Annotated in this window: 21 protein-coding genes; 13 read left to right on the top strand and 8 right to left on the bottom strand. The window is 47.4% G+C overall.

Annotated features, from left to right (window positions below; genetic code table 11):
• Window positions 1-5 precede the first annotated feature (5 nt).
• Window positions 6-1154 (bottom strand): efflux RND transporter periplasmic adaptor subunit, encoded by a 1149-nt coding sequence (locus M0413_RS09065; protein ID WP_037423834.1) that lies wholly within the window; start codon window positions 1152-1154, stop codon window positions 6-8.
• A gap of 768 nt (window positions 1155-1922) precedes the next feature.
• Between M0413_RS09065 and M0413_RS09060 the strand changes: the two genes are divergently transcribed.
• Window positions 1923-2669 (top strand): TorF family putative porin, encoded by a 747-nt coding sequence (locus tag M0413_RS09060; RefSeq protein ID WP_099458477.1) that lies wholly within the window; start codon window positions 1923-1925, stop codon window positions 2667-2669.
• Between the two features lie 105 nt (window positions 2670-2774).
• Here M0413_RS09060 and M0413_RS09055 read toward each other — a convergent pair whose 3' ends face one another.
• The gene (locus M0413_RS09055) at window positions 2775-3464 is read right to left on the bottom strand and encodes a DNA-3-methyladenine glycosylase I (protein WP_249553868.1); all 690 of its coding nucleotides are present in this window, start codon (window positions 3462-3464) and stop codon (window positions 2775-2777) included.
• A gap of 206 nt (window positions 3465-3670) precedes the next feature.
• On the opposite strand from M0413_RS09055, the gene M0413_RS09050 reads away from it, so the two are divergent.
• On the top strand, window positions 3671-4318 hold the full coding sequence (locus M0413_RS09050) for a glutathione S-transferase family protein (protein ID WP_249553866.1): 648 nt from the start codon (window positions 3671-3673) through the stop codon (window positions 4316-4318).
• 12 nt (window positions 4319-4330) lie between these two features.
• On the opposite strand, the gene M0413_RS09045 is transcribed toward M0413_RS09050, so the two are convergent.
• Together M0413_RS09045 and prlC are read right to left on the bottom strand one after the other, a co-directional pair.
• Window positions 4331-4861, bottom strand: a complete 531-nt coding sequence (locus tag M0413_RS09045) for a thioesterase family protein (protein WP_224021303.1) — start codon at window positions 4859-4861, stop codon at window positions 4331-4333.
• 128 nt (window positions 4862-4989) lie between these two features.
• Window positions 4990-7029 (bottom strand): oligopeptidase A, encoded by a 2040-nt coding sequence (gene prlC, locus M0413_RS09040; protein WP_169547299.1) that lies wholly within the window; start codon window positions 7027-7029, stop codon window positions 4990-4992.
• 268 nt (window positions 7030-7297) lie between these two features.
• Between prlC and M0413_RS09035 the strand changes: the two genes are divergently transcribed.
• From M0413_RS09035 to M0413_RS09005, 7 genes are all read left to right on the top strand, one after another.
• Window positions 7298-8083 carry a hypothetical protein gene (locus M0413_RS09035; protein WP_249553864.1) on the top strand — a complete coding sequence of 262 codons (786 nt, stop codon included), beginning with the start codon at window positions 7298-7300 and terminating at the stop codon, window positions 8081-8083.
• Window positions 8084-8183: 100 nt separating this feature from the next.
• Entirely contained in the window at window positions 8184-8714 is a 531-nt protein-coding gene (locus M0413_RS09030; protein WP_249553862.1) for a hypothetical protein, read from the top strand.
• Between the two features lie 167 nt (window positions 8715-8881).
• Window positions 8882-10237, top strand: coding sequence for a glutathione-disulfide reductase (gene gorA / locus M0413_RS09025; protein WP_088586405.1), 1356 nt, complete (start codon window positions 8882-8884; stop codon window positions 10235-10237).
• Window positions 10238-10562: 325 nt separating this feature from the next.
• The gene (locus M0413_RS09020; protein WP_023266152.1) at window positions 10563-10739 is read left to right on the top strand and encodes a hypothetical protein; all 177 of its coding nucleotides are present in this window, start codon (window positions 10563-10565) and stop codon (window positions 10737-10739) included.
• A 3-nt stretch (window positions 10740-10742) separates the two neighbouring features.
• Entirely contained in the window at window positions 10743-12239 is a 1497-nt protein-coding gene (gene putP / locus M0413_RS09015; protein WP_023266153.1) for a sodium/proline symporter PutP, read from the top strand.
• Between the two features lie 9 nt (window positions 12240-12248).
• Window positions 12249-13355, top strand: coding sequence for a glutamate 5-kinase (gene proB / locus M0413_RS09010; RefSeq protein WP_144375904.1), 1107 nt, complete (start codon window positions 12249-12251; stop codon window positions 13353-13355).
• Window positions 13356-13366: 11 nt separating this feature from the next.
• Window positions 13367-14614 carry a glutamate-5-semialdehyde dehydrogenase gene (locus tag M0413_RS09005; protein ID WP_249553860.1) on the top strand — a complete coding sequence of 416 codons (1248 nt, stop codon included), beginning with the start codon at window positions 13367-13369 and terminating at the stop codon, window positions 14612-14614.
• 264 nt (window positions 14615-14878) lie between these two features.
• Here M0413_RS09005 and M0413_RS09000 read toward each other — a convergent pair whose 3' ends face one another.
• Window positions 14879-15919: a hypothetical protein gene (locus M0413_RS09000; protein ID WP_216843826.1), complete on the bottom strand. Its 1041-nt coding sequence runs from the start codon at window positions 15917-15919 to the stop codon at window positions 14879-14881.
• A 141-nt stretch (window positions 15920-16060) separates the two neighbouring features.
• On the bottom strand, window positions 16061-17593 hold the full coding sequence (locus M0413_RS08995) for a DUF3612 domain-containing protein (RefSeq protein WP_218737755.1): 1533 nt from the start codon (window positions 17591-17593) through the stop codon (window positions 16061-16063).
• 183 nt (window positions 17594-17776) lie between these two features.
• Between M0413_RS08995 and M0413_RS08990 the strand changes: the two genes are divergently transcribed.
• Window positions 17777-18340 (top strand): aldolase/citrate lyase/malate synthase family protein, encoded by a 564-nt coding sequence (locus tag M0413_RS08990; protein ID WP_037423939.1) that lies wholly within the window; start codon window positions 17777-17779, stop codon window positions 18338-18340.
• A gap of 244 nt (window positions 18341-18584) precedes the next feature.
• On the top strand, window positions 18585-19535 hold the full coding sequence (locus M0413_RS08985; protein ID WP_069453938.1) for a YeiH family protein: 951 nt from the start codon (window positions 18585-18587) through the stop codon (window positions 19533-19535).
• 49 nt (window positions 19536-19584) lie between these two features.
• Here the strand turns inward: M0413_RS08985 and M0413_RS08980 are convergent, their stop codons facing one another.
• A complete protein-coding gene (locus tag M0413_RS08980) occupies window positions 19585-19740 on the bottom strand; it encodes a hypothetical protein (RefSeq protein ID WP_162531799.1) in 156 nt (51 codons plus the stop codon).
• A 103-nt stretch (window positions 19741-19843) separates the two neighbouring features.
• Window positions 19844-20389 carry a helix-turn-helix transcriptional regulator gene (locus M0413_RS08975; RefSeq protein ID WP_037428372.1) on the bottom strand — a complete coding sequence of 182 codons (546 nt, stop codon included), beginning with the start codon at window positions 20387-20389 and terminating at the stop codon, window positions 19844-19846.
• Window positions 20390-20533: 144 nt separating this feature from the next.
• Between M0413_RS08975 and M0413_RS08970 the strand changes: the two genes are divergently transcribed.
• Window positions 20534-21736 (top strand): hypothetical protein, encoded by a 1203-nt coding sequence (locus M0413_RS08970; protein ID WP_055647185.1) that lies wholly within the window; start codon window positions 20534-20536, stop codon window positions 21734-21736.
• Window positions 21733-22761 carry an efflux RND transporter periplasmic adaptor subunit gene (locus M0413_RS08965; RefSeq protein ID WP_249553858.1) on the top strand — a complete coding sequence of 343 codons (1029 nt, stop codon included), beginning with the start codon at window positions 21733-21735 and terminating at the stop codon, window positions 22759-22761. Before M0413_RS08970 ends, M0413_RS08965 begins: the two co-directional genes overlap by 4 nt.

The following is a 22761-nucleotide window of genomic DNA, read 5'->3' as shown; positions in this document are numbered from 1 at the left end:
ATGCCCTATTTTGCTTGGGTTTCAGAAATAACTTTGGTGGTGACTGGTGCACCTGGACGGATCTTTTGTAATCCTTCCACAATCAACTTATCACCCGCTTCTAAACCAGCAGTAATACGCCATTGATTGTCGATAACTTCAGCTGTGGTAACAATTTTTGCTTCCACTAGACCTTGATCGTTCACCACCATCGCCACGGCCTGACCCTTAGCGTTACGGGTAATGGCTTTTTGCGGCACTAGGATGGCTTGAGGATCGGTACCGGTATTCAATACAGCACGAACATACATGCCAGGCAATAAGATGCCATCTGGGTTAGGGAACTCTGCGCGTAGGATCACTGAGCCAGTGTTTTCATCCACGCTCACTTCAGCAAATTGCAGCTTACCGTTGTGACCATAAATCGTGCCGTCTTCTAAGACTAGCTGCACGTCAGCGTTATCCGCCGCCTGCAGCTTACCTTGCTTCAGTTTGGCTTTTAGGCGTAACAGCTGAGCACTCGATTGAGCGATATCCACATTGATAGGATCAAGCTGTTGAATGGTTGCCAGAGTTTGGCTTTGGTTAGCCGTGACTAGCGCACCCGCTGTTACACTCGACTTACCGATACGGCCTGAAATCGGCGCTAATACTTCAGTGTATTGAAGATTGATTTTCGCAGTATTGATTGCTGCTTCCGCCACAGTCACACTGGCCAGCGCTTCTTTGTAAGCGGCTTCGGCTTCATCGAAATCTTGTTTACTGATCGCGTTAGTTTTAACTAACTGCTGATAACGAGCCGCTTTTGCCTTAGCAGAAGCAAGGCTTGCATTTGCTCGAGCTAAGTCAGCATTTGCACTGACAAGTGCAGCTTTATAAGGCGCAGAATCAATTTGATAAAGAGATTCGCCTTGCTTCACATTGCCGCCTTCGACAAAGCTACGCTTAGTGATAATGCCATTCACTTGAGGACGAACTTCGGCTTCAAGAAATGCCTTGCTACGACCCGGTAACTCGACTTGGATAACTTGTGGCTTAGCCTCCACTTTGATTATCCCAACTTCCATGCTCTGCGGCCCCGCGCCGCCATGAGCGGCTTTATCCTCTTGAGGGCTACAAGCTGCCATCCACAACGCCACGCTGATTACTGAGGCAAGTTTAATTGTCTGCCGCATGAGAACTCCTTTAAATTTTAACGCCACCGTGTTCACACAATATGGATGATTTCACGGCCATAATTATAACTAAAATCAAAGCTATTACTTATCGTATACCCTATAAGGATCAACAAGAAAGATAAACAAACAAAAGTGTAAACTAATGAAAATATTCACACCTTTGCCAATACCTTATTAGTAGAATTGTTATCCTATTTAAGAAGTATGTTAACTGTAGATAAGATTGTTAGCGTTATACGATACAAAGCACTTATTCAGCCTACTCTATATCAAAAATGTTGCAAACATGTTTGGCGACACAAATGTTTATACTCGATTAACCTGAGTAAACATTTATTTGATACAGCTAGGGCATATTAGCACAAGCTTTTACATAAGGTTTTGTGCATATATAACCCCTGTGTGGTCATATTGGATCAAGCATGGAATGACCATACCTTGCTATCCGAATGCCTACTATTGCTACGTAAATCCTTGTTACAAATGGGTCAGGGAAACGAATAGATATTCAAACCTTTGGACGCGACATTTTATGACCAAGCGTTCTATAGCGCAAATTGGATATTACATTTTGCACCCCATTTAATGAAACTCAGCTTCCCAAAAAAATGCAGCTTTATAAATTACGCTTTTATTGACCCTGTTATTTCGCTGCTTATTCACATTCATTCATATCTTTTCGTTATTGGTTCATCCCAGGCTGCACCGCTATTAACAATTTATTTTTACGATGTAGGTGCGCTAACAATTTCCAATCACTTTGAGATGATGATTATGAAGACTCGTACTAAATTGCTGCTCACTGGGGCGTTACTTTCTTTGGCGGCCAGCTCCCACGCTGCTGAAGATAATCAACTCTTTGGTGGCACCCTTAACGGCAATGTTAATTTTGCTTCGGACTATGTGTTTCGTGGTGAATCCGAGACCTTAGACGGCGATATTCCGGTCGTCCAAGGCACATTAAGTTGGAACCACAATCAAGGCTGGTATGCTGGGGTATTTAGCTCCAACATTAAGTTTGCAGACCCAAACTTAGAAATTGTTACCGCGCCTTTTATTGGTAAAGCGGGAGAGTTTGGCGATTCTGGCTTTACCTATGATGTCATGCTGTTTTCATACCTGTACCCCGGTGCTTCCTATTCCAACTACACCGAATTATGGCTAAAAGTGGGTAAACAATTCGGTCGAGCCAATCTGCAACTCGAAGTCACCCCAACGGTGGATGACTGGTTTGGTGTCGATGGCTGGCACGGGGTGAACTACGCTCTACACCCCAGCTATAGCTTTGACAACGGTGTAAAAATCTCAGCATCTGTGGGTTATCAAGATCTCACTGGTGATGGTGCTGAAGGTTGGGGCCACTGGAACATAGGTTTAAGCAAAGCCTATTACGGTCTTAACTTCGATTTACGCTACCACGGCAGCACTGTCGACACTGACCATAAAGTCTATGGTACACAAACTGAAATCTTCGATGACAGAGTCGTCATTGGGATCAGTAAAAGTTTCTAATCCTGTTTTTTTGCTTATACGTTCATCCCGCTGCTTCCCTGCAGTACTCCAATTGCTTGAAATATCGAGCCTTGACCAGCCAAATTTGGCTGGTCTTTTTTTTATCTAAATACGATTATCACCCACGCTACAGGCTAACACCCGGCTGATATCCGCAAGACAACGGCCCGACTCCTGTTGCCATTGATTGAACACGGCCTGTACCTGTTTTAACGCCGTTTGCGAGCTAAAGCCGGCATCTACCAGCTTGTGCGCTTTAAAATAGCCTTGCACATCATCGGTTAACAAAAAGGTATCCTTACCGATTGCGCGCAAAAAATACGGCCCGGTATTGCCACCGAGACGAGTGCCGCGCTTCTTTAAGAGCGCCCAAAGCCCGACGATATCTTCGGTCGGCCAGTCGGCAATCAGCTTAGCCAAGCTGCCATGTTCGCGGGCAATATCATGGATCATCAAAGCATTATCATAAATTGCTTGGGTTTTCTTTAGGTGGCGAATCAAGGTCGCATCCGCAGCGCGAGCTTGGATCTGCTCGGGTGACAACATTAATACCTTCTCGGGCACAAAATGAAAGAAGGATTTTTCGTAAGCAGGCCATTTATTATCGACCACGCGCCAGACAAAACCACTCTGGAACACTTGTCGGCTCATGGCCGAAAGCAGCGTAGCATCATCGTATTGACGAATTTCAGCACTCGTTAGACACCCAGGAAGTAAGGCTTCGAGTCCCTTTTTACCGCCTTTGCGCTCACTCGCTCTGGCATAGATGGATGAGAAACTTTCTAATTGGCTCATGCTGTTACCTTTGATTATCGATATTTCACTAGCGTTTCTAGGCGTTAATAGTACCGAATTTGAGCCCACGGGGATCATTCCGTATGGAAAACCTGTTTTACGTCCATTTCTGGCCCTTTGAAGAAATTCCCACTGCACGCATGTTGATACCGACTAAAGTTAAGGCGTAGAGTCAAAAAAATGCAGTGGTTATGGGGTCGGTACCTATGGAGCTTTTCTATCATCCGTTATCACGATATTCACAGAAAGTATTAATTGCTCTCTATGAGAAACAAGCGAACTTTTATCCGCGGATCACTGATTTACGCGACCCACTGGCACGCAAGGCCTTCCAGCAATTTTATCCTCCTGGCAAACTGCCATTGCTCAAAACGCAAGAAGGCCAACTGATCCCCGAATCCAGCATTATTATTGAATACTTAGACAGGCATTTTCAAAACGGTACAGAGTTATTACCCGCGGAGGCTGAACGGAATTTGGCGGTGCGCCTATTCGATCGCATTATTGATTTTGATATCAATAACCCACTATTCCAATTAGAAAAATTAAAGTATGCCCCTGATGGGCATGAGTTCGAAATCAAGCAGATTGAAAAACAAATGCTTACCCAATTTCAACGCTTAGATAACCATCTTAGTCAAAATCATTGGGTGTGTGGCGACAGTTTTACCTTAGCCGACTGCGCACTGATCCCCTGCTTAAGCTACAGCTTTGCTCACTTAAACCTATTGGATTTAGATGAGTTAGTCCGTTATTGGCAACAGGCGCAGCTTCGCGGCGCCTGGACACTCGTGCTTGAAGAAGTGCTACTAGCCGAAATGGAAGAAGACACTGGGATTAGGAGTATTCCCTAGTACCAGCGCGTCCTAAAGATTACGCTCTTTCTTTAATTGTAAAAATGCTTTCCATTTCACGACTTCGGGCGGTAACTCTGGAGCCAGATCGGTATAGCCTGCTTCTTTAACTAATACCTCTAAAGGCACTTGCTTACCTTTACACACAAACACACCACGCACATGCACTATACAATGCAGGCCGCGCTCACTGATAAAGCGTTGTTCAATATAGAAATATTTTTCATCCCAACCCACGACCTTGGTTTCAATCTCAAACTTTTTTAAGGGCTTGATATCGCGGATATAGGTAAATTCGGCGGCGTTAACAATTGGCATCCATTTTAATTTGAGGAAACGCTTCAGCAACCCCATTTCGGCCAACATATAGGTGCGGGCCAGATCCATAAACGCTGGATAACGGGAGTTAGTAAGATGGAAATTGATATCGCAATCACTGGGCAACGCGCGATAAGTAATGCGGCTCGTCCCCAAAAAATCAATCTTACGGCAATGGCGCGTGCGCCAAAATAACAACCAAAACAAACGGAAATACAGATTCATATGCAGTAGCCCTAAAAAGAAGAGCCACAGGCTAACAGAGGTCATACCAGAGGGCAAGCGAGATCTAGCTCACAAAAAAGGCGCCATTCGGCGCCTTTTTATGCTCAAGCACAGCTATTTAGTATGGCTTAAGCGGCAATCCCAGAGTGGCGCAGCAGCGCATCAATACTCGGCTCGCGTCCCATAAACTGTTTGAACAAGTCCATAGGCTCAGCAGAACCGCCCATTTCGAGGATGTTGTGCAAGAAGCTACGGCCCGTATCAGGATTGAAGATACCCTCCTCTTCGAAGCGAGAAAACGCATCCGCCGACAGCACTTCGGCCCACTTGTAGCTGTAATAACCCGCAGCATAGCCGCCGGCAAAAATATGCGCAAAACCATGTTGGAAACGGTTAAATGCTGGCGGAATTAACACGGCCACCTGACGACGCACTTCGTCCAAGGTCTGCTGAATACGCGCGCCTTTTGCAGGGTCGTATTCGTGGTGCAGTCTAAAATCGAACAGTGAAAACTCGAGCTGGCGCAACATCATCATGCCGGATTGGAAGTTTTTCGCCGCTAACATCTTGTCTAGCATCGCTTTTGGTAAAGGTTCACCGGTTTCGTAGTGACCGGAGATCTCCGCTAAGGCTTCTTCTTGCCAGCACCAGTTTTCCATAAATTGGCTAGGTAATTCGACCGCGTCCCATGGCACACCATTGATACCTGATACGCCAGCAACATCGATTTTGGTCAGCATATGATGAATGCCATGGCCAAACTCATGGAATAAGGTCGTCACTTCATCGTGGGTGAAAAGCGCAGGCTTACCATCAACTGGACCATTGAAGTTACAAGTGAGATAGGCAACGGGTTTTTGTAGGCCATTGGCGGTTTGACGGCGCACGCGGCAATCATCCATCCAAGCGCCGCCGCGTTTACCAGTGCGGGCGTATAAGTCTAAATAGAAACTGCCTCTGTGCTCGCCCGTTTCGTCAAAAATATCGAAGAAACGCACGTCTTTATGCCAACGGTCAAACTCGGTTTGCTCAACAATCTTTAAGCCAAATAGGCGTGAGACAGTGTAAAACAAGCCTGATAGCACTTTATCTTCAGGGAAGTAAGGGCGCAGCAACTCTTGTGAAATCTCATACTTATGTTGCTGTAACTTCTCAGCGTAGAAACTTAAATCCCAAGAAGCCATCTCGCTCACACCATAATGCTCCAGCGCAAAGGCTTTAAGCTCGGCTAATTCGGCCTTGGCTTGGTCTTTTGAACGCAGCGCCAATTCATTTAAGAAGGCCATCACCTGCGCAGGCGTTTCAGCCATTTTCGTGGCGAGGGATTTTTCGGCAAAACTATCAAAGCCTAATAACTGTGCCAACTCGTGGCGCAGTGCGAGGATTTCATCCATCAAGGGACCATTATCGAATTCGCCCGCATTTGGACCTTGATCCGAGGCGCGAGTCACGAAGGCTCGGTAACACTCTTCACGCAAGTTGCGGTTTTCGCTGTAGGTCATCACAGGTAAATAGGAAGGGAAATCTAAGGTAAATAGCCAGCCCTCTAATTCGCGGGCCTCGGCCATCGCTTTTGCGGCCGCTTTAGCTGAATCGGGCAAGCCAGCGAGTTCTGCCTCATCGGTAATTAACTTAGTCCAGGCTTGGGTTGCATCGAGCAGTTGATTGGAAAAGCCGCTGGTAAGTTCAGAAAGACGCTTAACGATTTCACCATAACGCAGTTTTTGCGCATCGTCTAAGCCGATACCCGAAAGCTCGAAGTCCCGTAAGCTGTGCTCAATCACCATCTGTTGTGCTTGGCTTAATTGAGCAAACTCTGCCGATGCACGCAGTGATTTGTAAGCCTCGTATAACCCTTGGTGTTGGCCAACGTAAGTGCCGTATTCGGATAACAGTGGCAAACAAGCATCATGGGCCGCGCGCCATTCATCTGTGCTCACCACTGAGTTCATATGGGAAACGGGTGACCAAATCTGGCTTAACTCATCATCCACTTGCTCCAGCGGGGCGACTAAGTTATCCCACGTAAAAGGCCCAGGGTTTTGCAGCACTTCATCAATCTTGGCACGACACTGAGCAATGGCTTGCTCAACGGCAACTTGAATATGTTCAGGTTTAATCTGTGAAAAAAGCGGTAATGCAGCGCCGTTAAGCAAAGGGTTGCTCATAATGATTCCTCTACAATCTGTGTAGCTAATAAATAAGGGCTTATGTTCAATTTATCAAGGCGAGAAAACCGATTGCTATCTTCGTTTGTAGGCCTAACGCCATTTCATCAATAAAAAAGTGAACCAGCTCTCAATTAGGATTTACACTAAATTTACCCTTTGAATCTTGATAGTTTGATCGCAAATCAAATCCATTCTCATTAACACTTATATGTATATAGGCTAACATCTGTGCATATTCTATATTTTCAATTAGATTGGCTTATTTATGGCTGCATCAGTTAAATCCATCATTAGCGCCGTAGGCGCCATTAGCTTAGTTTGCTTTAGCCATCCATGTTTGGCCAACGAGAGCTTGGCGCAAACCGAAGGGATATTAAACAGCAAATTATCTGCGGCTAACGTGCCTTTAACTGCTAACATCGATTTAGGCTGGGATAGCAAGTATGTTTCGCAGGGGCGCAATAACTTGGCTGAAGGCGGTATTTATTGGATGAATACCAGTATTCAATACGGCAATCTCACCACCTATGCCCTCGTTGGCCGTGGTGATAGCCAAGCCTATACCGAGTGGAATATTGGCCTAGAATACGCTTTGGATTTAAGTGAACATTTAGAAGCGAATCTTGGCTATCAACGTATTGAAGGCTATAGCAGTAGCCGCTGTCAGGATAACGAACTGTTTGCTGAATTGGCTTACACCGCCAAGCCTTGGCTAGTGCCTTCCGTGAGTTATGTCTACTCCACCGAGGCGGCGGGCTATTTTGTGGAGCTGAGCCTACACAGCTATTGGCAAGTTACAGAGCAATTCACACTCTCCCCCTACGTAACACAAGGCGTTGATTTTAAATATCGAACAGAAGAGCACAATGGTAGAAATCATCTCCAGTTTGGGCTAGAAGCAAGCTATAACCTTACCGAGAATATGAATATTAGTGGCCATATTAGCCACAGCATTGCGCAGGCAGATATAGAGCAAGAAGCGGCCACGAATGGCGACTTTAGCTCACAGGATCAAACCTATGCGGGCATCCACTTCAATATCAGCTTCTAAGCGTTACTCGGCCTAACTCCCTTCGGCTTGGCAAACCGTTCCCGTCCAAACTACACTCAAGATGTCGATGGAACGACCTTGATTTAGCGAGGCACAGGGAATGTTGGCTCATCAGTTTAAAATACTCACGAACACATTTATTACACTAGCATTTTGTACTCTGCCATCCTTAGCGGCACCCGAGAGCGAGCCTGAATTAGTATTAGAATCTCTGTCAAAAAGTAGTACGACTGACTCACTACCACTGGGGACCCTGCTCGACAGTCAAGGTAAACCGCTGCCCATTCCAGCAGAGCAAAGCGCTTTGGATTATTCGCCTCCCACAGTCAATGTTGACAATACGTCTCCAAAAACAAAGATCAACAAGACGCAATCCACTAAGACTAAAAATAAAAAATTGAGTCGCAAGCAACAACTCGCCAGCAGAGATAAAGTCGCTAACGATCCAAGTTGCCGTTGGCTTGATGCGCGCATGTCACAGCTCGAAACCCAGATCGGCAATAAGCGAGAGCAAGCCGCCGACTACCATAGCGATGAGCTCAATGCTCGCAAGCAGGAGTGGCAATGCCTTAAATGCGGCGTAGAAGGACCAAACCCTGATGATTACCATCGCTGCCAATATCGCCGTTAAGCTTAAGCTAACCGCCAAGGGATAAAATCTCCGCTTCATGGAGATTTTTTGTGGCAAACCAAGGTCTATACCCTGGCGACTTAATGGGCTGGTCTGCAAACCCATTCCAACCTACAATGACCTTCTGCTAATAAGCACCTCATTCTTAGAGTTAGACGGAGAAACTCATGGCTCAACATTTTGACTATATCTGCCTAGGCGCAGGCAGCGGCGGTATCGCCTCAGCTAACCGAGCTGCCATGCGTGGCGCTAAAGTGCTACTCATCGAAGCGAAACACGTTGGAGGCACCTGCGTAAACGTGGGCTGCGTACCCAAAAAAGTCATGTGGTATGGCGCGCATATCGCCGAAGCCATGAACCTCTACGCCAAAGATTATGGCTTTGATGTTTCAGTCAACAAATTCGACTGGAACACCTTAGTGAATAGCCGTGAGGCCTATATCGGTCGTATCCACGAGGCCTACGGTCGCGGCTTTACCAATAACAAAGTCACCCTACTCAATGGCTATGGCCGTTTCGTTAATGGCAACACCATTGAAGTAAATGGCGAGCACTACACGGCTGACCATATCCTGATCGCCACCGGCGGCGCGCCAACCATCCCAAACATTCCTGGTGCCGAATACGGGATTGATTCCGATGGTTTCTTCGCCCTGCGCGAACAACCTAAACGTGTCGCAGTCGTCGGTGCAGGCTATATCGCCGTCGAAGTCGCTGGCGTGTTACACGCACTTGGCAGTGAAACTCACTTGTTTGTGCGTAAACATGCGCCGCTGCGTAACTTCGATCCTATGCTGATCGACGCCCTCGTCGATGCCATGAAGACCGAAGGCCCAACCCTGCATACCAACAGCGTCCCACAATCTGTGGTCAAAAATGCCGACGACAGCCTGACTCTGAACCTTGAAAATGGCGAAAGTGTGACCGTCGATTGCCTGATTTGGGCTATCGGCCGTTCACCCGCAACGGGCAATATCGGTTTAGAAAACACCGATGTGCAACTGGATAGCAAAGGCTATGTGATTACCGACGCGCAGCAAAATACCACCCACAAAGGCATTTATTGCGTGGGCGATATTATGGCGGGCGGTGTGGAGCTGACTCCTGTTGCAGTTAAAGCGGGTCGTTTACTCTCCGAGCGCCTATTTAACGGCATGAGCGATGCCAAAATGGATTACAGCCAAATCCCAACCGTGGTCTTTAGCCATCCACCGATTGGCACTATGGGCTTAACCGAGCCAGAAGCCCGCGCGCAATATGGCGATGACAATGTGAAGGTTTACACCTCCAGTTTCACCTCCATGTATACCGCTGTAACAAGCCATCGCCAAGCCTGCAAGATGAAGCTAGTCTGCGCCGGTAAAGAAGAGAAAGTGGTTGGTATTCATGGCATTGGCTTTGGTATGGACGAAATTCTCCAAGGCTTTGGCGTCGCCATGAAAATGGGCGCCACCAAAGCCGATTTCGATGCTGTTGTCGCGATCCATCCCACTGGGGCAGAGGAATTTGTTACCATGCGCTAAGCGCATGACGCAAGTTTTAAATCAGGCTCAATAGCCTGTGAATGTTACATTTTATAGAAGCGGTTCTGATATTCTCAGCGCCGCTTTTTTTATGTTCAACGCTAGGTCATTCCGTCTATTTATCCGCTCTTAACATCCTACTCTTTAGCCCCAATTTTCGGTTAAAAGCATAGATAAATTTATCAGTATTCAAATCAATTTCCCTTGCTTTACGCCAACCGAAAGTATGCAAAATGGGCATTTCAACTTGATATTTTGCTAATAAAGAGCTTATTATAGTTATAACACTAACTATTATTCATCCTAAATACATCAAGGAGGCATTATGTCAGCTAAGCATGCTGCAGATGAAAACCCCATCTCACAGATCATCCGTTCCACCCGGGAACGCCTTCATGGAACACTACAATATTTCTGCCTGTTTGCCATTCTAAGTACCTATCTCTTTGTCATTTTGAAACCGAGCTTCATTCAAAATAACAAAGCGTTAGGAGGAAAATAATCGATGAATTCCCTCTCTTACGTTTCATTGGCAATTTATTTTATTGCCATGCTCGCTATTGGTTTGTTCGCCTATCGTAAGTCGACCGATGATGTCTCTGGCTACATTTTGGGTGGCCGCCAAGTGAGCCCGCACGTCACAGCACTCTCGGCCGGCGCCTCGGATATGAGTGGCTGGATGCTGATGGGCCTACCCGGCGCTATGTTTCTGGTGGGGTTTGAAACCCTGTATATCGCCCTCGGATTATTAATTGGTGCTCTAATCAATTATCTGGTGGTCGCCCCTAAATTGCGGGTCTACACCGAGGTCGCCGATAACGCGCTGACGATTCCAGAGTTCTTCGCCAAACGCTTTGGTCAGGCCGATAACAGCATTCGCATTATTGCCGCCGCCATCATAGTGATCTTTTTCACCCTCTATACCTCGGCGGGATTAGTCGCGGGCGGCAAGTTGTTCGAATCCGCCTTTGGGCTGAACTACGACATAGGCCTAGTCGTTACCTTAGCCGTCGTGGTGTCGTACACTCTGCTGGGGGGATTTTTAGCCGTTAGCCTCACTGACTTTGTGCAGGGCTGCATTATGTTTGTCGCCTTGGTGTTAGTGCCTTTCGTGGCATATCAAGAATTTACCAGCGCAGATCGTATGATGAACTTTGCTTATCAGTCGATCCCACATTTTACCGACGCGATGCAAAATGTGACTCTGCTTGGGCTAATCTCTAGCCTCTCGTGGGGGCTTGGGTATTTCGGTCAGCCGCATATTATTGTGCGTTTTATGGCAATCCGCTCGGTCGCCGACATTAAAACCGCTCGCCGCATCGGCATCAGTTGGATGACTGTGACCATTATCGGCGCCTTAGCGACAGGCTTGGTCGGTATCGCCTACGCCAATAAATTTGGCATGAAGCTTTCGGATCCAGAAACCATCTTTATCGTGTTTTCAGAGCTACTGTTCCACCCCTTAATCAGCGGCTTCCTGCTGGCAGCGATTCTCGCGGCCATTATGAGCACGATCTCATCGCAGTTATTAGTCTCGTCGAGTTCGCTGACCGAAGATATTTATCGCACGCTGTCGAAGAAACAAGCGAGCGAGCAAGAGATGGTAAAAATGGGTCGTTACGGGGTCGCTGGTGTTGCCATTGTCGCAACACTGCTGGCACTCGACCGCTCGAACAGTATCCTCTCCCTCGTGAGTAATGCGTGGGCAGGCTTTGGTGCCGCATTTGGTCCACTGGTGCTGTTTAGTTTGTATAAGGCTAACCTCACCCATAAAGCGGCGATTGCGGGGATTATTTCGGGCGCGCTCACGGTACTCTTTTGGATTTATGCCCCCGTGCTTGCCGATGGTAAGGCATTGAGTAGCTTAGTGTATGAGATGATCCCTGGCTTTGTTGTCAGCAGCACTGTGATTTATCTGGTGAGCAAATTCGATAACGATCCGTGCGCTAAAACCACTAAGCAATTCCATCAGGCTGGTCGTGTATTGGCCGAGGAAAGCTAAGGAGGCGCTATGACAGACTCTCCCCGTAAACGTATCGTCGTCAAAGTGGGGAGCGCCTTAATCGCGCCCCACAAGCAAGGTTGCAGTAGTCATTATCTCTTGGGTATCGCCCAGTTTATTACTTACTGCCGCGTCCAAGGTATCCAAGTGGTACTGGTTTCATCCGGCTCGGTTGCCGCTGGTTGGCATCATTTTGGTGGCCAAGCTCAGCCGAGTGTCACGGTGAAAAAGGCCATGGCGGCTGCGGGTCAGGCGGATATGATGGCGACCTGGAATAAGCTATTTGATTTTCCTACCGCCCAACTGCTGCTGACCCATGGCGATTTACGTAATCGCGAGCGTTATATCAGTATTCGAGACACGATTTTTAGCCTGCTCGAACACGGTTTAATGCCGATCATTAATGAAAATGATGCCGTGACCGCCGACAAACTTAAGGTTGGCGATAACGATAATCTCTCGGCCATGGTGGCGGCTGCGGCCGATGCCGACACCTTAGTAATTTGCTCGGATGTGGATGGGCTCTATGATCAAAATCCCCACGAACATCCCAATGCCAAATTGATAAAGCAAGTCACTGAAATCAATGCTGATATCTATGCCATGGCGGGAGGCGCCAGCAGCGATGTTGGCACCGGAGGCATGCGCACTAAGATCCAAGCCGCCGAAAAAGCCATCTCCCATGGCATTGAGACCTTTATTATCAATGGCTTTAATGCTGATTCCTTTAGCCAACTGCTAAAGGGGCAAAATCCGGGCACCCTGTTTACCCCCTACGAAAAACCGATGCAGGAGCATTTGCATTGGATGACCCACACCTCGCAAGCGCAGGGCGAAGTGATCGTCGAGGATGATTTTGACCTCGCACTCGATCAGCACAGCGAGCAATTAACCAGCGATGATGTGGTTGAAGTCAAAGGGGATTTCTCAGTGGGCGACACCATTCTAGTGCGTAAAGGCGATGGCACTAAGTTAGCAAAAGCCAAATCTAACTACAGCAGTTGCCTACTGAGTTTTATTACCGAGCAGGATGATCAGGCGTTTGCTAGTGAATTCCAGCAAAAAACCGGCCCGATCATTTCCGATAAGAATATCGCCATTCTTAAATCCATTTGAGTGGAGAAACTATGAGCCTAATTAAACAAATATCTGCCGATGCCGCCCATGCGGCCCGCACACTCGCCCAACTCGATGAGTCGTTAAAAAACACCGTATTACTGGATATGGCGCGCTCATTAAGGGAAAAAACCTATGAAATCCAAAGCGCCAATCTGATTGACGTACGCCGAGCGACTCAGGATAACTTAAGCCCTGCAATGGTCGATCGCCTCACGCTGAACCAGCATCGTATTGAGGCGATGGCGCAAGGAATCGAAACCATCGCCGCGCTGCCCGATCCCGTTGGGCGCGAGCGTTTTATTGGTAAACGCCCCAATGGTTTATCTATCAGTAAGATGCGCGTGCCACTCGGCGTAGTGTGTATGATTTATGAGGCGCGCCCCAATGTCACCGCCGATGCTGGCGCATTGTGCTTTAAATCCGGCAATGCGGTGATCCTGCGTGGCGGTAAGGAAGCGCTACACACTAGCCAAGTGATCGCCAACATTTTACAGGCGGTACTGACCGCCTATGGATTGCCTAAGGCTTTAATCAGCGTGATCCCCGATCCTGACCGCGCCCTAATGCTCGAACTGATGCAGCAGCGGGAATTTATCGATGTGATCATCCCTCGCGGTGGTGAAGGACTGATTAATTACGTCACTGAAAACAGTAGCATTCCGGTTATTCAGCACTTTAAAGGCGTGTGCCATTTATATGTGGATAAAGACGCCAATCAAGATATCGCCTTGGATTTGCTGCTCAATGGCAAAACCCAACGCACTGGCGTATGCAACGCCCTCGAAGGCTTGTTAGTGCATAAGGATATCGCGCCGCGATTCTTGCCCCGCGTCGCTAAAGCACTGGCCGAGCATCAAGTAAAAATCAATGCATGTCCTCCGGCCGCCGCGTATTTCGATGCTTGCACTTATATGGCTGAAGAGGATTTTGGCCAAGAATACTTGGACTTAGAAATCGCCATTCGCCAAGTCGACAGTTTTGAAGTCGCCACCCAACATATCGCTAAGTTTGGCAGCCATCATACCGAGGTGATTTGCACCGACAATGAACTCACCGCCGCCCGCTTTCAACGCGCAGTGGATGCCTCGGTCGTTATGGTGAATGCCTCATCGCGCTTTTCCGATGGCAGCGAACTCGGCCTCGGCGCCGAAATCGGCATAGCCACCACTAAGCTACATGCCTACGGCCCCATGGGACTCGAAGCCTTAACCACTGAAAAATATCTGGTTTCAGGCACAGGACAGATTAGGGCTTAGTGTGATTAGTCGAACAGCAATAACAGATTATCTGCTCGCAAATGATTAAGCACTGGCATTCCAGTGACTCGCCGTGAATATATCCCTATAGGCTCGACGGCGGCATCCATGCCGCCAACGGTCACTTACATGCCAGTGCTTAATCTCGTTAATTCTGGTGTATTCCTGTTGCTAACAATTTATAACTCGAGCTCCACACATATTGACAGGTAATTAAATAAGTTTTTGAATGTAGTCACTCATTACAAATCACTCTTAAATAGCTTACTGTTCCTCTTTTAAATCTAACGTAACAAAAATTACCTTTGTATTAATTCCAAGGTACTCATATGCTGCTCTTGTTTTTTTAACAAAGCTTTCATCTCTTGAGAATATTACGTCTGCGAATGAAGCTATAGATGCATGCCCTTGGTCGCTAAGTGCAGCAGTAAAACGACGCTCTTTATAAGTCTTAGAATCTGGATAATAACCAATAAAATTAAGATGATTATATATACATGTAATTTTTTGAAAATTAAATAATGACTTCCCTGGCGAAATAAGGTCTGATTTTATAAAGAAGAAATCATCTACTGTCCAATTTAAATTTTTATACTCTTCTTTATCCTTATATAAGTCCCATATTTTTTCAAGAACATTTGGAGGCGATATGTTATTTAACTCCACTGGGCCAATATTCATAGCGTTTCTGAAATCTCTTACACCAGACCAGTTTTCCTCATCGTTCACATTTGATGACATCAATGATGCAGATTGTTTAAGAGCACTATCCATGCGCTCCAAGGAATTTTTTGCGGTATCTTTAATTGTGTAAGCTAAATTAGGGCTACTATCGTTTAGAGTGTCTGCTTGCTCATGAAGATGAATCATAAGATTAGAAAAAACTCCGAGTAATTCACTATTAATCTTTTCAAAGTTATCACCTTTTCGACCACCATATATTTTAAATACTGTTTGCATCATTGAACCAAGCAATTCCTGATACAAAGGTAATTGGTCGCAGTATTCTTTGTAAGCTAAATATGAATCTTTTTTAGAAACAGTAGCTTTATCTGTTTGTTCAAATGAGTCTGTCATCATCTGTTTTAGATGGAGTGCATTTAAATCGTTTAACACATCCAAAAATTTACTAGCATATTCTCCAGACCTTTTTATCTCATTTAGAGTCTCATCAGAATAAACGATCTGGAAGTTTTCCTTTAACATATGTGCAAAATCTATCATGCCGAACTTTACAAACACATCGAGAATATTTTGGTCAAGGTAAGCAATAGTTTTACCCTGATATACGGGGAAATTTAACATTTTACACCTCATATGCAGCAGATGCCGCCGTCGAGCCCTCAGGGACGACTTCTTATAAAATAAAAGGGCGACGTGTCACTGAAGTGAGAGTGCTTAATAGCAGCCATTTACTAAACCCTATGCAAAACTTCGAGGCATAGTTTACTCCACCCCATCACACTGAGATTTCCCCGCTTGATAACAGCTGGGTTGCCGTGGGCAGACGGCGCCGCGGGAGCAGATAAGCCGGGCATCATTTTTAATGCCGCGCTCAATCCAGTTGATATTCAATATCTTAGCCACGCTGACGAGATCGCTTTTAATATGCTTGGGAATCGGGACTGAGCCACCGCCAGAGACACAGGCGGCTTTTAAATCATGGGCTATAGAGAGTGCATCTTTACCTTGGGCTTCAATGGCCGGATTCAAATCGATACCGGCACAAAGCACATGGGGGTTGCCCGCCGAGTCTTCGACCTTAATCGACTCGCAGCAGTAAATCCGTGGTTCATTGCCCACATTTAAAATCGAAATTTGCGCCGATGTCCCAACTGAAGGTTCACTGATCATTCTAAACACCGCCCAGTGCTGGCAAGGGTCTTCCACCAGCCGCATATTGCCCCAAGGCAGGGGAATGCCATTACCACGGTAAACGGCTTTGAGTTTGCCCGGCGCATAGGCATCAAAATAATGCCAATGGGGATAAGGCGATACCACAGTCATCCGTCGCATGGCGACCGAGGCCGACACTTGCAGCTGTTTATGCACCTCAATTTCGTAACCGTGGCGGTCGAGTAATTGTCGATACGGCACCTTAGGGCATAACAAGGCTCCGGCAAAGAAGCTGGACTCAAAGTCGCGCCACGCATGCAAAATATCCTGCGCGTTCAGGGTATTAGACTGCATGGTCACTTCTTCATCCATCTCCAGTTTTCGGCCGGAGATCATCACACTCTTAAGCCCATCTTTGTTGTGCAATACGCAATGACCGATATGGGCGGCGAGATCGTACTTCAGCCGACTGGGGCGATTTTTAAGGACTTTATTGATGTAAATCGTGCTGGGCGGCTCGAAGAAAGAGGTCACTAACTGATGGGAGCTTACGCCACGCTCGTCGATCACCTCCTGGGGCGTACTATCTATCCATTTGATTTTTAAGCCTACTCCCTTGGCAATATCCAACATATCCTCGAGGGATAAGGGCATTCGTTTTAACCCAACCTCTTCGGCTGCACGTTCAAGATCGGGGAAATGGTTTTGATGGTGCTCCTGATGGGCGCGAATTAATAAGTGGGCGAATTGTCGACCCGAGATCCCCGTCTGGGATAGCATTTCAGGAATCGCTATTTGCAAAATATCATTTGAAAACAAAAAGCTGGGTTCGAGTGCCATGCCACTGATCCCACCACGGCGGCCCTTGTCCGGCGTGATGGCACTCTCCTCGGGCACGTCGTCTAAAAACCAGTCAACGTCCTTTTGAAATACAGTGGCAATCACGGCCAACATTTCGGCACTCGGCACGCGTTTTCCGCGTTCGATCATCGACAAATATGACACAGAGGGCGCACTGCCTGCATCGACGCGGATGCAACGCGCGGATAAATCTTCCATGGTTAAATTGTTACGTTTCCGTAGGTTACGTATTTTTGTTCCAAGGAAGTGTGATTTTCTCATCAAGCTCTGGTCATTGCGCATTTTGTAAAATTCACATTGTAAAATTTTTATTGTGAAATTGTAGTCAAAAAAAGACTAGACTACAAATTAAGCAATCGAGGAAGGGTTATCCACCTAGCACTGCTTAACGATTAACGCTGTTGGACAAGCTAAAGTGAAATCAAGGCCCTAATTTTTAAATTGGAAAGTGTAGAGGAACTAGCGATGAATATGTCAATTATCAAGAGCAACCAGATCCAATCGAATCTTAACAGCTTCATCGCAGAAGAAGTGCTTGCCGTCGCCCAAGTGAACGTGGCCGAGCATGAAAAACTTGCCCAAGCGAAGCAATTCCTCGACCGTCATTTCCCGCTGGATGCGGGTTCGCACCAGGATGTGATCAGCTATGTGGTTTACTACCAACACCTGCTGGCATTTTTTGCCGACGGCAGCCACAGCGGATTACGCCAAACCAAGCAGTTTGTTGCCTTCAACGGCACTAAAGATGCACCAAGCGCCATAGTGTTACAGGACCAAGGCTGCCATGTAGAGTTATGTTTCGACCGCACTGGCATGATAGGCGCGCGGGATTTAGCGAATTTGGAAGATGTACAAATCGAAACCCCAATGGCACAAGCGACTGAGCCAAAGGACACTCGCAACGCCACATCTCGCCACTGGTTAAGCCTGTTACATGCGGGAATGCCAAGCGCCAACGATATTCAAGACAAGTTGTTTACCGCTAAAGACGGTGGTGATTACAGCCTGCAAAGCATTGTTAATCTTTAATTTAATCCTACAGTTGGAGGAGATGAAACCATAGGTGAATCTCCTCAGCTTTCCTTGATGTTCATTCCATCGGCCCAATAGTCAGTAAAACTGACTCTCAAAATAAATTAAATTGATTTTATTGAAGATTAATTCCATCGCTATAATACCCGCTTTTATCAGCGTCTCAGTTCTAACCTCGTTGCCATATAAAACCGCGCTCCAGTAGTTAGAACCAAACACTCAGTCGCAAACCTAAGGCGTTATGAATTTTTCATCGATAGTCTCGCAACTTAAGCAACCCCATCGCCTTATGTTTATCTGCGCTGCGCTACTGTGTCTCGCGCCTGTTATCTCATCCCCTATGGCACTTGTGCTCGGTTTTACCTTAGCCAGCCTAGGTTGGGTACCAAACGACTGGAATATCGCCGCCCTCACCAAAAAATTACTGTCCTATTCGATTATCGGCTTAGGCTTTGGCATTAACTTCAATGCCGCGATTGAGGCCAGTAGCCACAATCTCGGGCTGATTGTCGGCTCGATTATTTTTACGCTGTTCTTGGGCTTTATGGTGACTCGCGCTTTAAAGTTTGACCCGATCACAGGGCACTTAATCGCCTCTGGCACCGCTATTTGTGGCGGTAGCGCGATTGCTGCCGTATCGCCCGCCATTAATGCCAAACCAGACCAAACCGCTACCGCATTAGCCTGTGTATTTGTACTCAACTCGGTGGCTTTGTTTTTATTCCCCGCCCTCGGGCATTTACTCAATATGAGCCAATACGATTTTGGCGTGTGGAGTGCCATCGCGATTCACGACACTTCCTCAGTTGTCGGCGCGGCCTCTGCCTATGGTGATGAAGCACTTAAAACCGCCACAACCATTAAACTGGCGCGCGCACTGTGGATTATCCCTATCGCCCTTGTCAGTGCGCTGATCTTTGGCGGCGATAAACGTAAGCTTAACCTACCGTATTTTATCGGATTTTACTGTTTAGCCATTGCAATCGCCCATTGGTTGCCGCAGTTTCAGCCGCTCTACGACACGCTGTTTATGGTGTCGAAACGTACCTTGGTTCTGTGTCTATTTTTGATTGGCGCGGGGATTACGGTGCAAAAAATGCGGGCAAGCGGTCCTAAGCCTTTGCTGCTGGGCGTGATCCTGTGGGCAGCGATAGGAATAACGTCTTTAGGTTATATTCTGTATTTTCAATAGATTGGATTTGAGTCTAACGACTCTGATTGACGCGCTAACGCGGGAAGCTTTATTCGGCGTTGGGTTTAATCCGCCAAGCCAACCCCAGTACGCCTAAAAAGGCGGAAAACTCAATCAGCGAGCGGAGTAATCCTGTGGTTTGCGTGGATGCAACGAGGGCAATAAAGCAAAACACAATCAGTAGCGAGTTTTTCAATTGCATCATCCGACAAACTTAGGGGATGATCATTATTGTTTAGAACTAAAAAGCCAGCCAATATCGATTTTCAATAACAAATAGCTATAAAAACTAAGCCTGAGAGTTTAGCTTAAGCGGCTTTATGGGCGCTATCGGACTCGTTTGCCGCCAGTTCTTGGTTATGTTCTTGAATAAAATCCTCCATAAACCAAGCACAAAAGGTGTGGCGGCCATCCACATCGGCCTTGCCATAAATGGTCGACGCCTGTTGGCGCACGGTTTTCTCTTTTGTCTGCCTAACTTCGGCAATTTCTTTAAAACTCAGCCCCTTAAGCAATAAAAATGCGACTTGCTGCTCGCTCTTGGTAAAACCCCAAGTATCAAACTGGTTCGATACGGCTTGGCTGTATTCCTGTCTGGCGGAGCGCATTTGGGTCGACATATTGTCGATTTTCTTATCGGCGTACTCGAGGCGTTTTGCTAAGGCTTTAACCTCGCGCGAGCGGCGCATTAAATCGTAACTGAGGTAGATGGCACCGACAGCGGTGAGCACTAAGAGTATGGCTTCCTGCACTAAGTGCCATTGCGGAATGCCTAATTGAATGTCGGAACTAATGTCAAAAAGCTTAAAGCACATGATGAGTGCCAGCAGACCAATAATGACAATATCCTTCATCTAAAACTCCTAAATAAAAGCAAAATCAATCAATTACTTTATGGGACATATGTACCATAGGCGGATTTATGATACAGGTCCCCGATGACTTTCACCCGTCAATCCCTACACTGACAGCATTGTTTAATACCACAGAATCATCTCATGTCTGTCAGTTCGTCTTGTATCAAGTTATGTCTGTTGACCAGCTTAGTCGGCAGTAGTTTCCTGTGTCTTGCGGCGGAAGCCGAACTTTCCCAAGCGCTTTCGAGCAGCCAAGCGAGGTTGACTCATCTCACTTCGTCGAATACCCAATCGGCAAATTTATCCAGCTCGACCTGGCTCACTGGCCTGCCGAGCATTAGCTTAAGTCACCTCGGGAGTTTGGATAATAGTAACAGCTACGAGCAGGAACTCTCAGTCAATTTGCCATTTAAATCGCCCGCGCTACACAGCAGCGATAAGCAAATAAAACAACTCGCCGAGCAAATTCATCAACAACAAACAGCGCTGCAAGGCTTGTATCTCTCGGGATTATTAAGGCAGAGCTTGTGGGAATACCGCCAGAGCGAAGTCAAACTGTCGCAGCTGGAGCGCAAACAGCAGTTGCTCGATAAACTCCATCGCCAGCAAAAACAACTGACCGATGCGGGGGAACTGCCACTGGCCAACACTCTGCTACTGGAGCGGGAAAGTGTCGATATCGCCTTAAGCCGCGCCGACATTCTGCAGCAACAAGCCCAATCTTTAGCCCTGTATCAACAGCTGACGGGTCAAGACCGAATGCCGAGCGCGATAGAAGAAACTGACCGCCCGCTTGGCAAGGGCGCCGAGACCTTAGCCCAACATCCCCTATGGCAATTGCTAAAGCTGCAACAACAGCAACACCTGCTGCTGATCCAAACTCAGCAAGCGGGTGAGCGCGATCCTTGGACCGTCTCACTCACAGCAAAAAATACCGCGGATACGGGCGTGGATGATCAGCAGTTAGGCATAGCCGTGTCAGTGCCCTTAACCTTGGGCTCGGCGCTATCCCAGAGCGATTTGTCCCAATGGCAACAAGCGAATACCGAGCAAAGTCTCAATCTTGACCGCAGCGCCCTCGAGCTTAAAAACCAATGGGATCAATTAGTCCGCCAGCAAACTAACCTCGTCGAGCAACAGCGCCTACTCACCCAAGCGCTCGCCCTCAGTCGCACCATTACCGAGGAACTCGCCAAGGTAAAAGATCAAGATCAGGTGAGTTATGAAGTCTGGCTACGCCGCTATATGGAGGCACTCGACACCGAATCCCGCTTGGCGCTCAACCGCGTCAGTTTACAACAACTGCATTCCCAACAACTCCAAGCCTTAGGAATTTCATTATGATGGCCAAGTACGGCGCATGCCTTCTCTGTTTATCCACGAGTGTTGTAGGTTTGGCACAGGCCGAAAGCTTAGCCATTAGCGCCTTAGGTAATCTCGACCTCAGTTACACCCAACCCCAAAGAGTCGCCAGTTATGAGGGCAGCCCACTGCCGGCGCAGGTTGAAATCCTCCCCGGCAATGATTACTGGATCAGCACGCCCGAGAATATCCAGCAGGTGCACTTTCTCGTCGGCCAAGGCCAGCGCGTCAGTAAAGGCCAAGCGATAGTTAAACTCACAGGGCCAGAAGTGTTCCACTACCTCGCCCAAGTCGAGGCCGCGGCTACCCTGTATCAACTCGCCAAGAGTCGTTATGAGCGCAACAAACCTTTGCTCGCCAATGGCAGCATAAGCGCCGAAAAATGGCGTGAGATCAGTCAGGACTATTTCACGACTCACCTCGAATACGAGCATATGCAGCACTTTATGGAGCGCGTCCACAGCACGGATGCGGCAACTGACTCCTTAGTGGTCGCCGCGCCCGTTGACGGTATCGTTAAACTCAATGCCATCAGCGGCCCTTATATGGCGGGGGATCAGCTATTTTCACTGGTGCCCAATAACAGCATCCGCGTCAAAGTCAATGTGCCGACGGGCCAGTCCCACTCCCTGTCGGCCATCAATATTAATCAATGCCATATCGCGATTGAGTCACTGTCGGCGATTGCCGAAGGCGCCTTTGTTACGGCTTGGTCATCGGCGGTACCGCAGGAATGTAACCTGTTGTTAGGCCAGCAAATGACTGTGGTTCCCGAGTATCAAAAAGCCGTGTATTTGCTCCCCAAAAATAGTGTGTTTAGTTGGGAGCAAGACAGCCAAGTGTTCACTCTGTCCGATAACCAGCTCAATACGCTAACGGTCGATATCTTAGGCTCAACCCCGGAGCAATATATTGTCGCCAGCGATCAAGACTTGAGTCAGCTGCAAGTTCTATCCCAGTCGGTTGCCGCGGTGAAAGGCATCATGCTCGGTTTAGGAGGCGAATAA

This window comes from Shewanella sp. 8A, from assembly GCF_023475945.1.
GTDB lineage: Bacteria > Pseudomonadota > Gammaproteobacteria > Enterobacterales > Shewanellaceae > Shewanella > Shewanella xiamenensis.
The sequence above is the reverse complement of the archived record's forward strand: the minus strand, read 5'-3'. Positions and strand labels throughout refer to the sequence as shown.

What these genes read in the sequence shown, in the direction of transcription:
- M0413_RS09020 (WP_023266152.1), top strand. Translation starts at nt 10,563, where the DNA reads ATGTCAGCTAAGCATGCTGCAGATGAAAACCCCATCTCACAGATCATC.
- M0413_RS09035 (WP_249553864.1), top strand. Translation starts at nt 7,298, where the DNA reads ATGGCTGCATCAGTTAAATCCATCATTAGCGCCGTAGGCGCCATTAGC.
- M0413_RS08985 (WP_069453938.1), top strand. Translation starts at nt 18,585, where the DNA reads ATGAATTTTTCATCGATAGTCTCGCAACTTAAGCAACCCCATCGCCTT.
- M0413_RS09000 (WP_216843826.1), bottom strand. Translation starts at nt 15,919, where the DNA reads ATGTTAAATTTCCCCGTATATCAGGGTAAAACTATTGCTTACCTTGAC.
- M0413_RS09055 (WP_249553868.1), bottom strand. Translation starts at nt 3,464, where the DNA reads ATGAGCCAATTAGAAAGTTTCTCATCCATCTATGCCAGAGCGAGTGAG.
- M0413_RS09050 (WP_249553866.1), top strand. Translation starts at nt 3,671, where the DNA reads ATGGAGCTTTTCTATCATCCGTTATCACGATATTCACAGAAAGTATTA.
- M0413_RS08970 (WP_055647185.1), top strand. Translation starts at nt 20,534, where the DNA reads ATGTCTGTCAGTTCGTCTTGTATCAAGTTATGTCTGTTGACCAGCTTA.
- putP (WP_023266153.1), top strand. Translation starts at nt 10,743, where the DNA reads ATGAATTCCCTCTCTTACGTTTCATTGGCAATTTATTTTATTGCCATG.
- M0413_RS09045 (WP_224021303.1), bottom strand. Translation starts at nt 4,861, where the DNA reads ATGAATCTGTATTTCCGTTTGTTTTGGTTGTTATTTTGGCGCACGCGC.
- M0413_RS09065 (WP_037423834.1), bottom strand. Translation starts at nt 1,154, where the DNA reads ATGCGGCAGACAATTAAACTTGCCTCAGTAATCAGCGTGGCGTTGTGG.
- prlC (WP_169547299.1), bottom strand. Translation starts at nt 7,029, where the DNA reads ATGAGCAACCCTTTGCTTAACGGCGCTGCATTACCGCTTTTTTCACAG.
- M0413_RS09060 (WP_099458477.1), top strand. Translation starts at nt 1,923, where the DNA reads ATGATGATTATGAAGACTCGTACTAAATTGCTGCTCACTGGGGCGTTA.
- M0413_RS09005 (WP_249553860.1), top strand. Translation starts at nt 13,367, where the DNA reads ATGAGCCTAATTAAACAAATATCTGCCGATGCCGCCCATGCGGCCCGC.
- proB (WP_144375904.1), top strand. Translation starts at nt 12,249, where the DNA reads ATGACAGACTCTCCCCGTAAACGTATCGTCGTCAAAGTGGGGAGCGCC.
- M0413_RS09030 (WP_249553862.1), top strand. Translation starts at nt 8,184, where the DNA reads ATGTTGGCTCATCAGTTTAAAATACTCACGAACACATTTATTACACTA.
- gorA (WP_088586405.1), top strand. Translation starts at nt 8,882, where the DNA reads ATGGCTCAACATTTTGACTATATCTGCCTAGGCGCAGGCAGCGGCGGT.
- M0413_RS08965 (WP_249553858.1), top strand. Translation starts at nt 21,733, where the DNA reads ATGATGGCCAAGTACGGCGCATGCCTTCTCTGTTTATCCACGAGTGTT.
- M0413_RS08990 (WP_037423939.1), top strand. Translation starts at nt 17,777, where the DNA reads ATGAATATGTCAATTATCAAGAGCAACCAGATCCAATCGAATCTTAAC.
- M0413_RS08975 (WP_037428372.1), bottom strand. Translation starts at nt 20,389, where the DNA reads ATGAAGGATATTGTCATTATTGGTCTGCTGGCACTCATCATGTGCTTT.
- M0413_RS08980 (WP_162531799.1), bottom strand. Translation starts at nt 19,740, where the DNA reads ATGATGCAATTGAAAAACTCGCTACTGATTGTGTTTTGCTTTATTGCC.
- M0413_RS08995 (WP_218737755.1), bottom strand. Translation starts at nt 17,593, where the DNA reads ATGCGCAATGACCAGAGCTTGATGAGAAAATCACACTTCCTTGGAACA.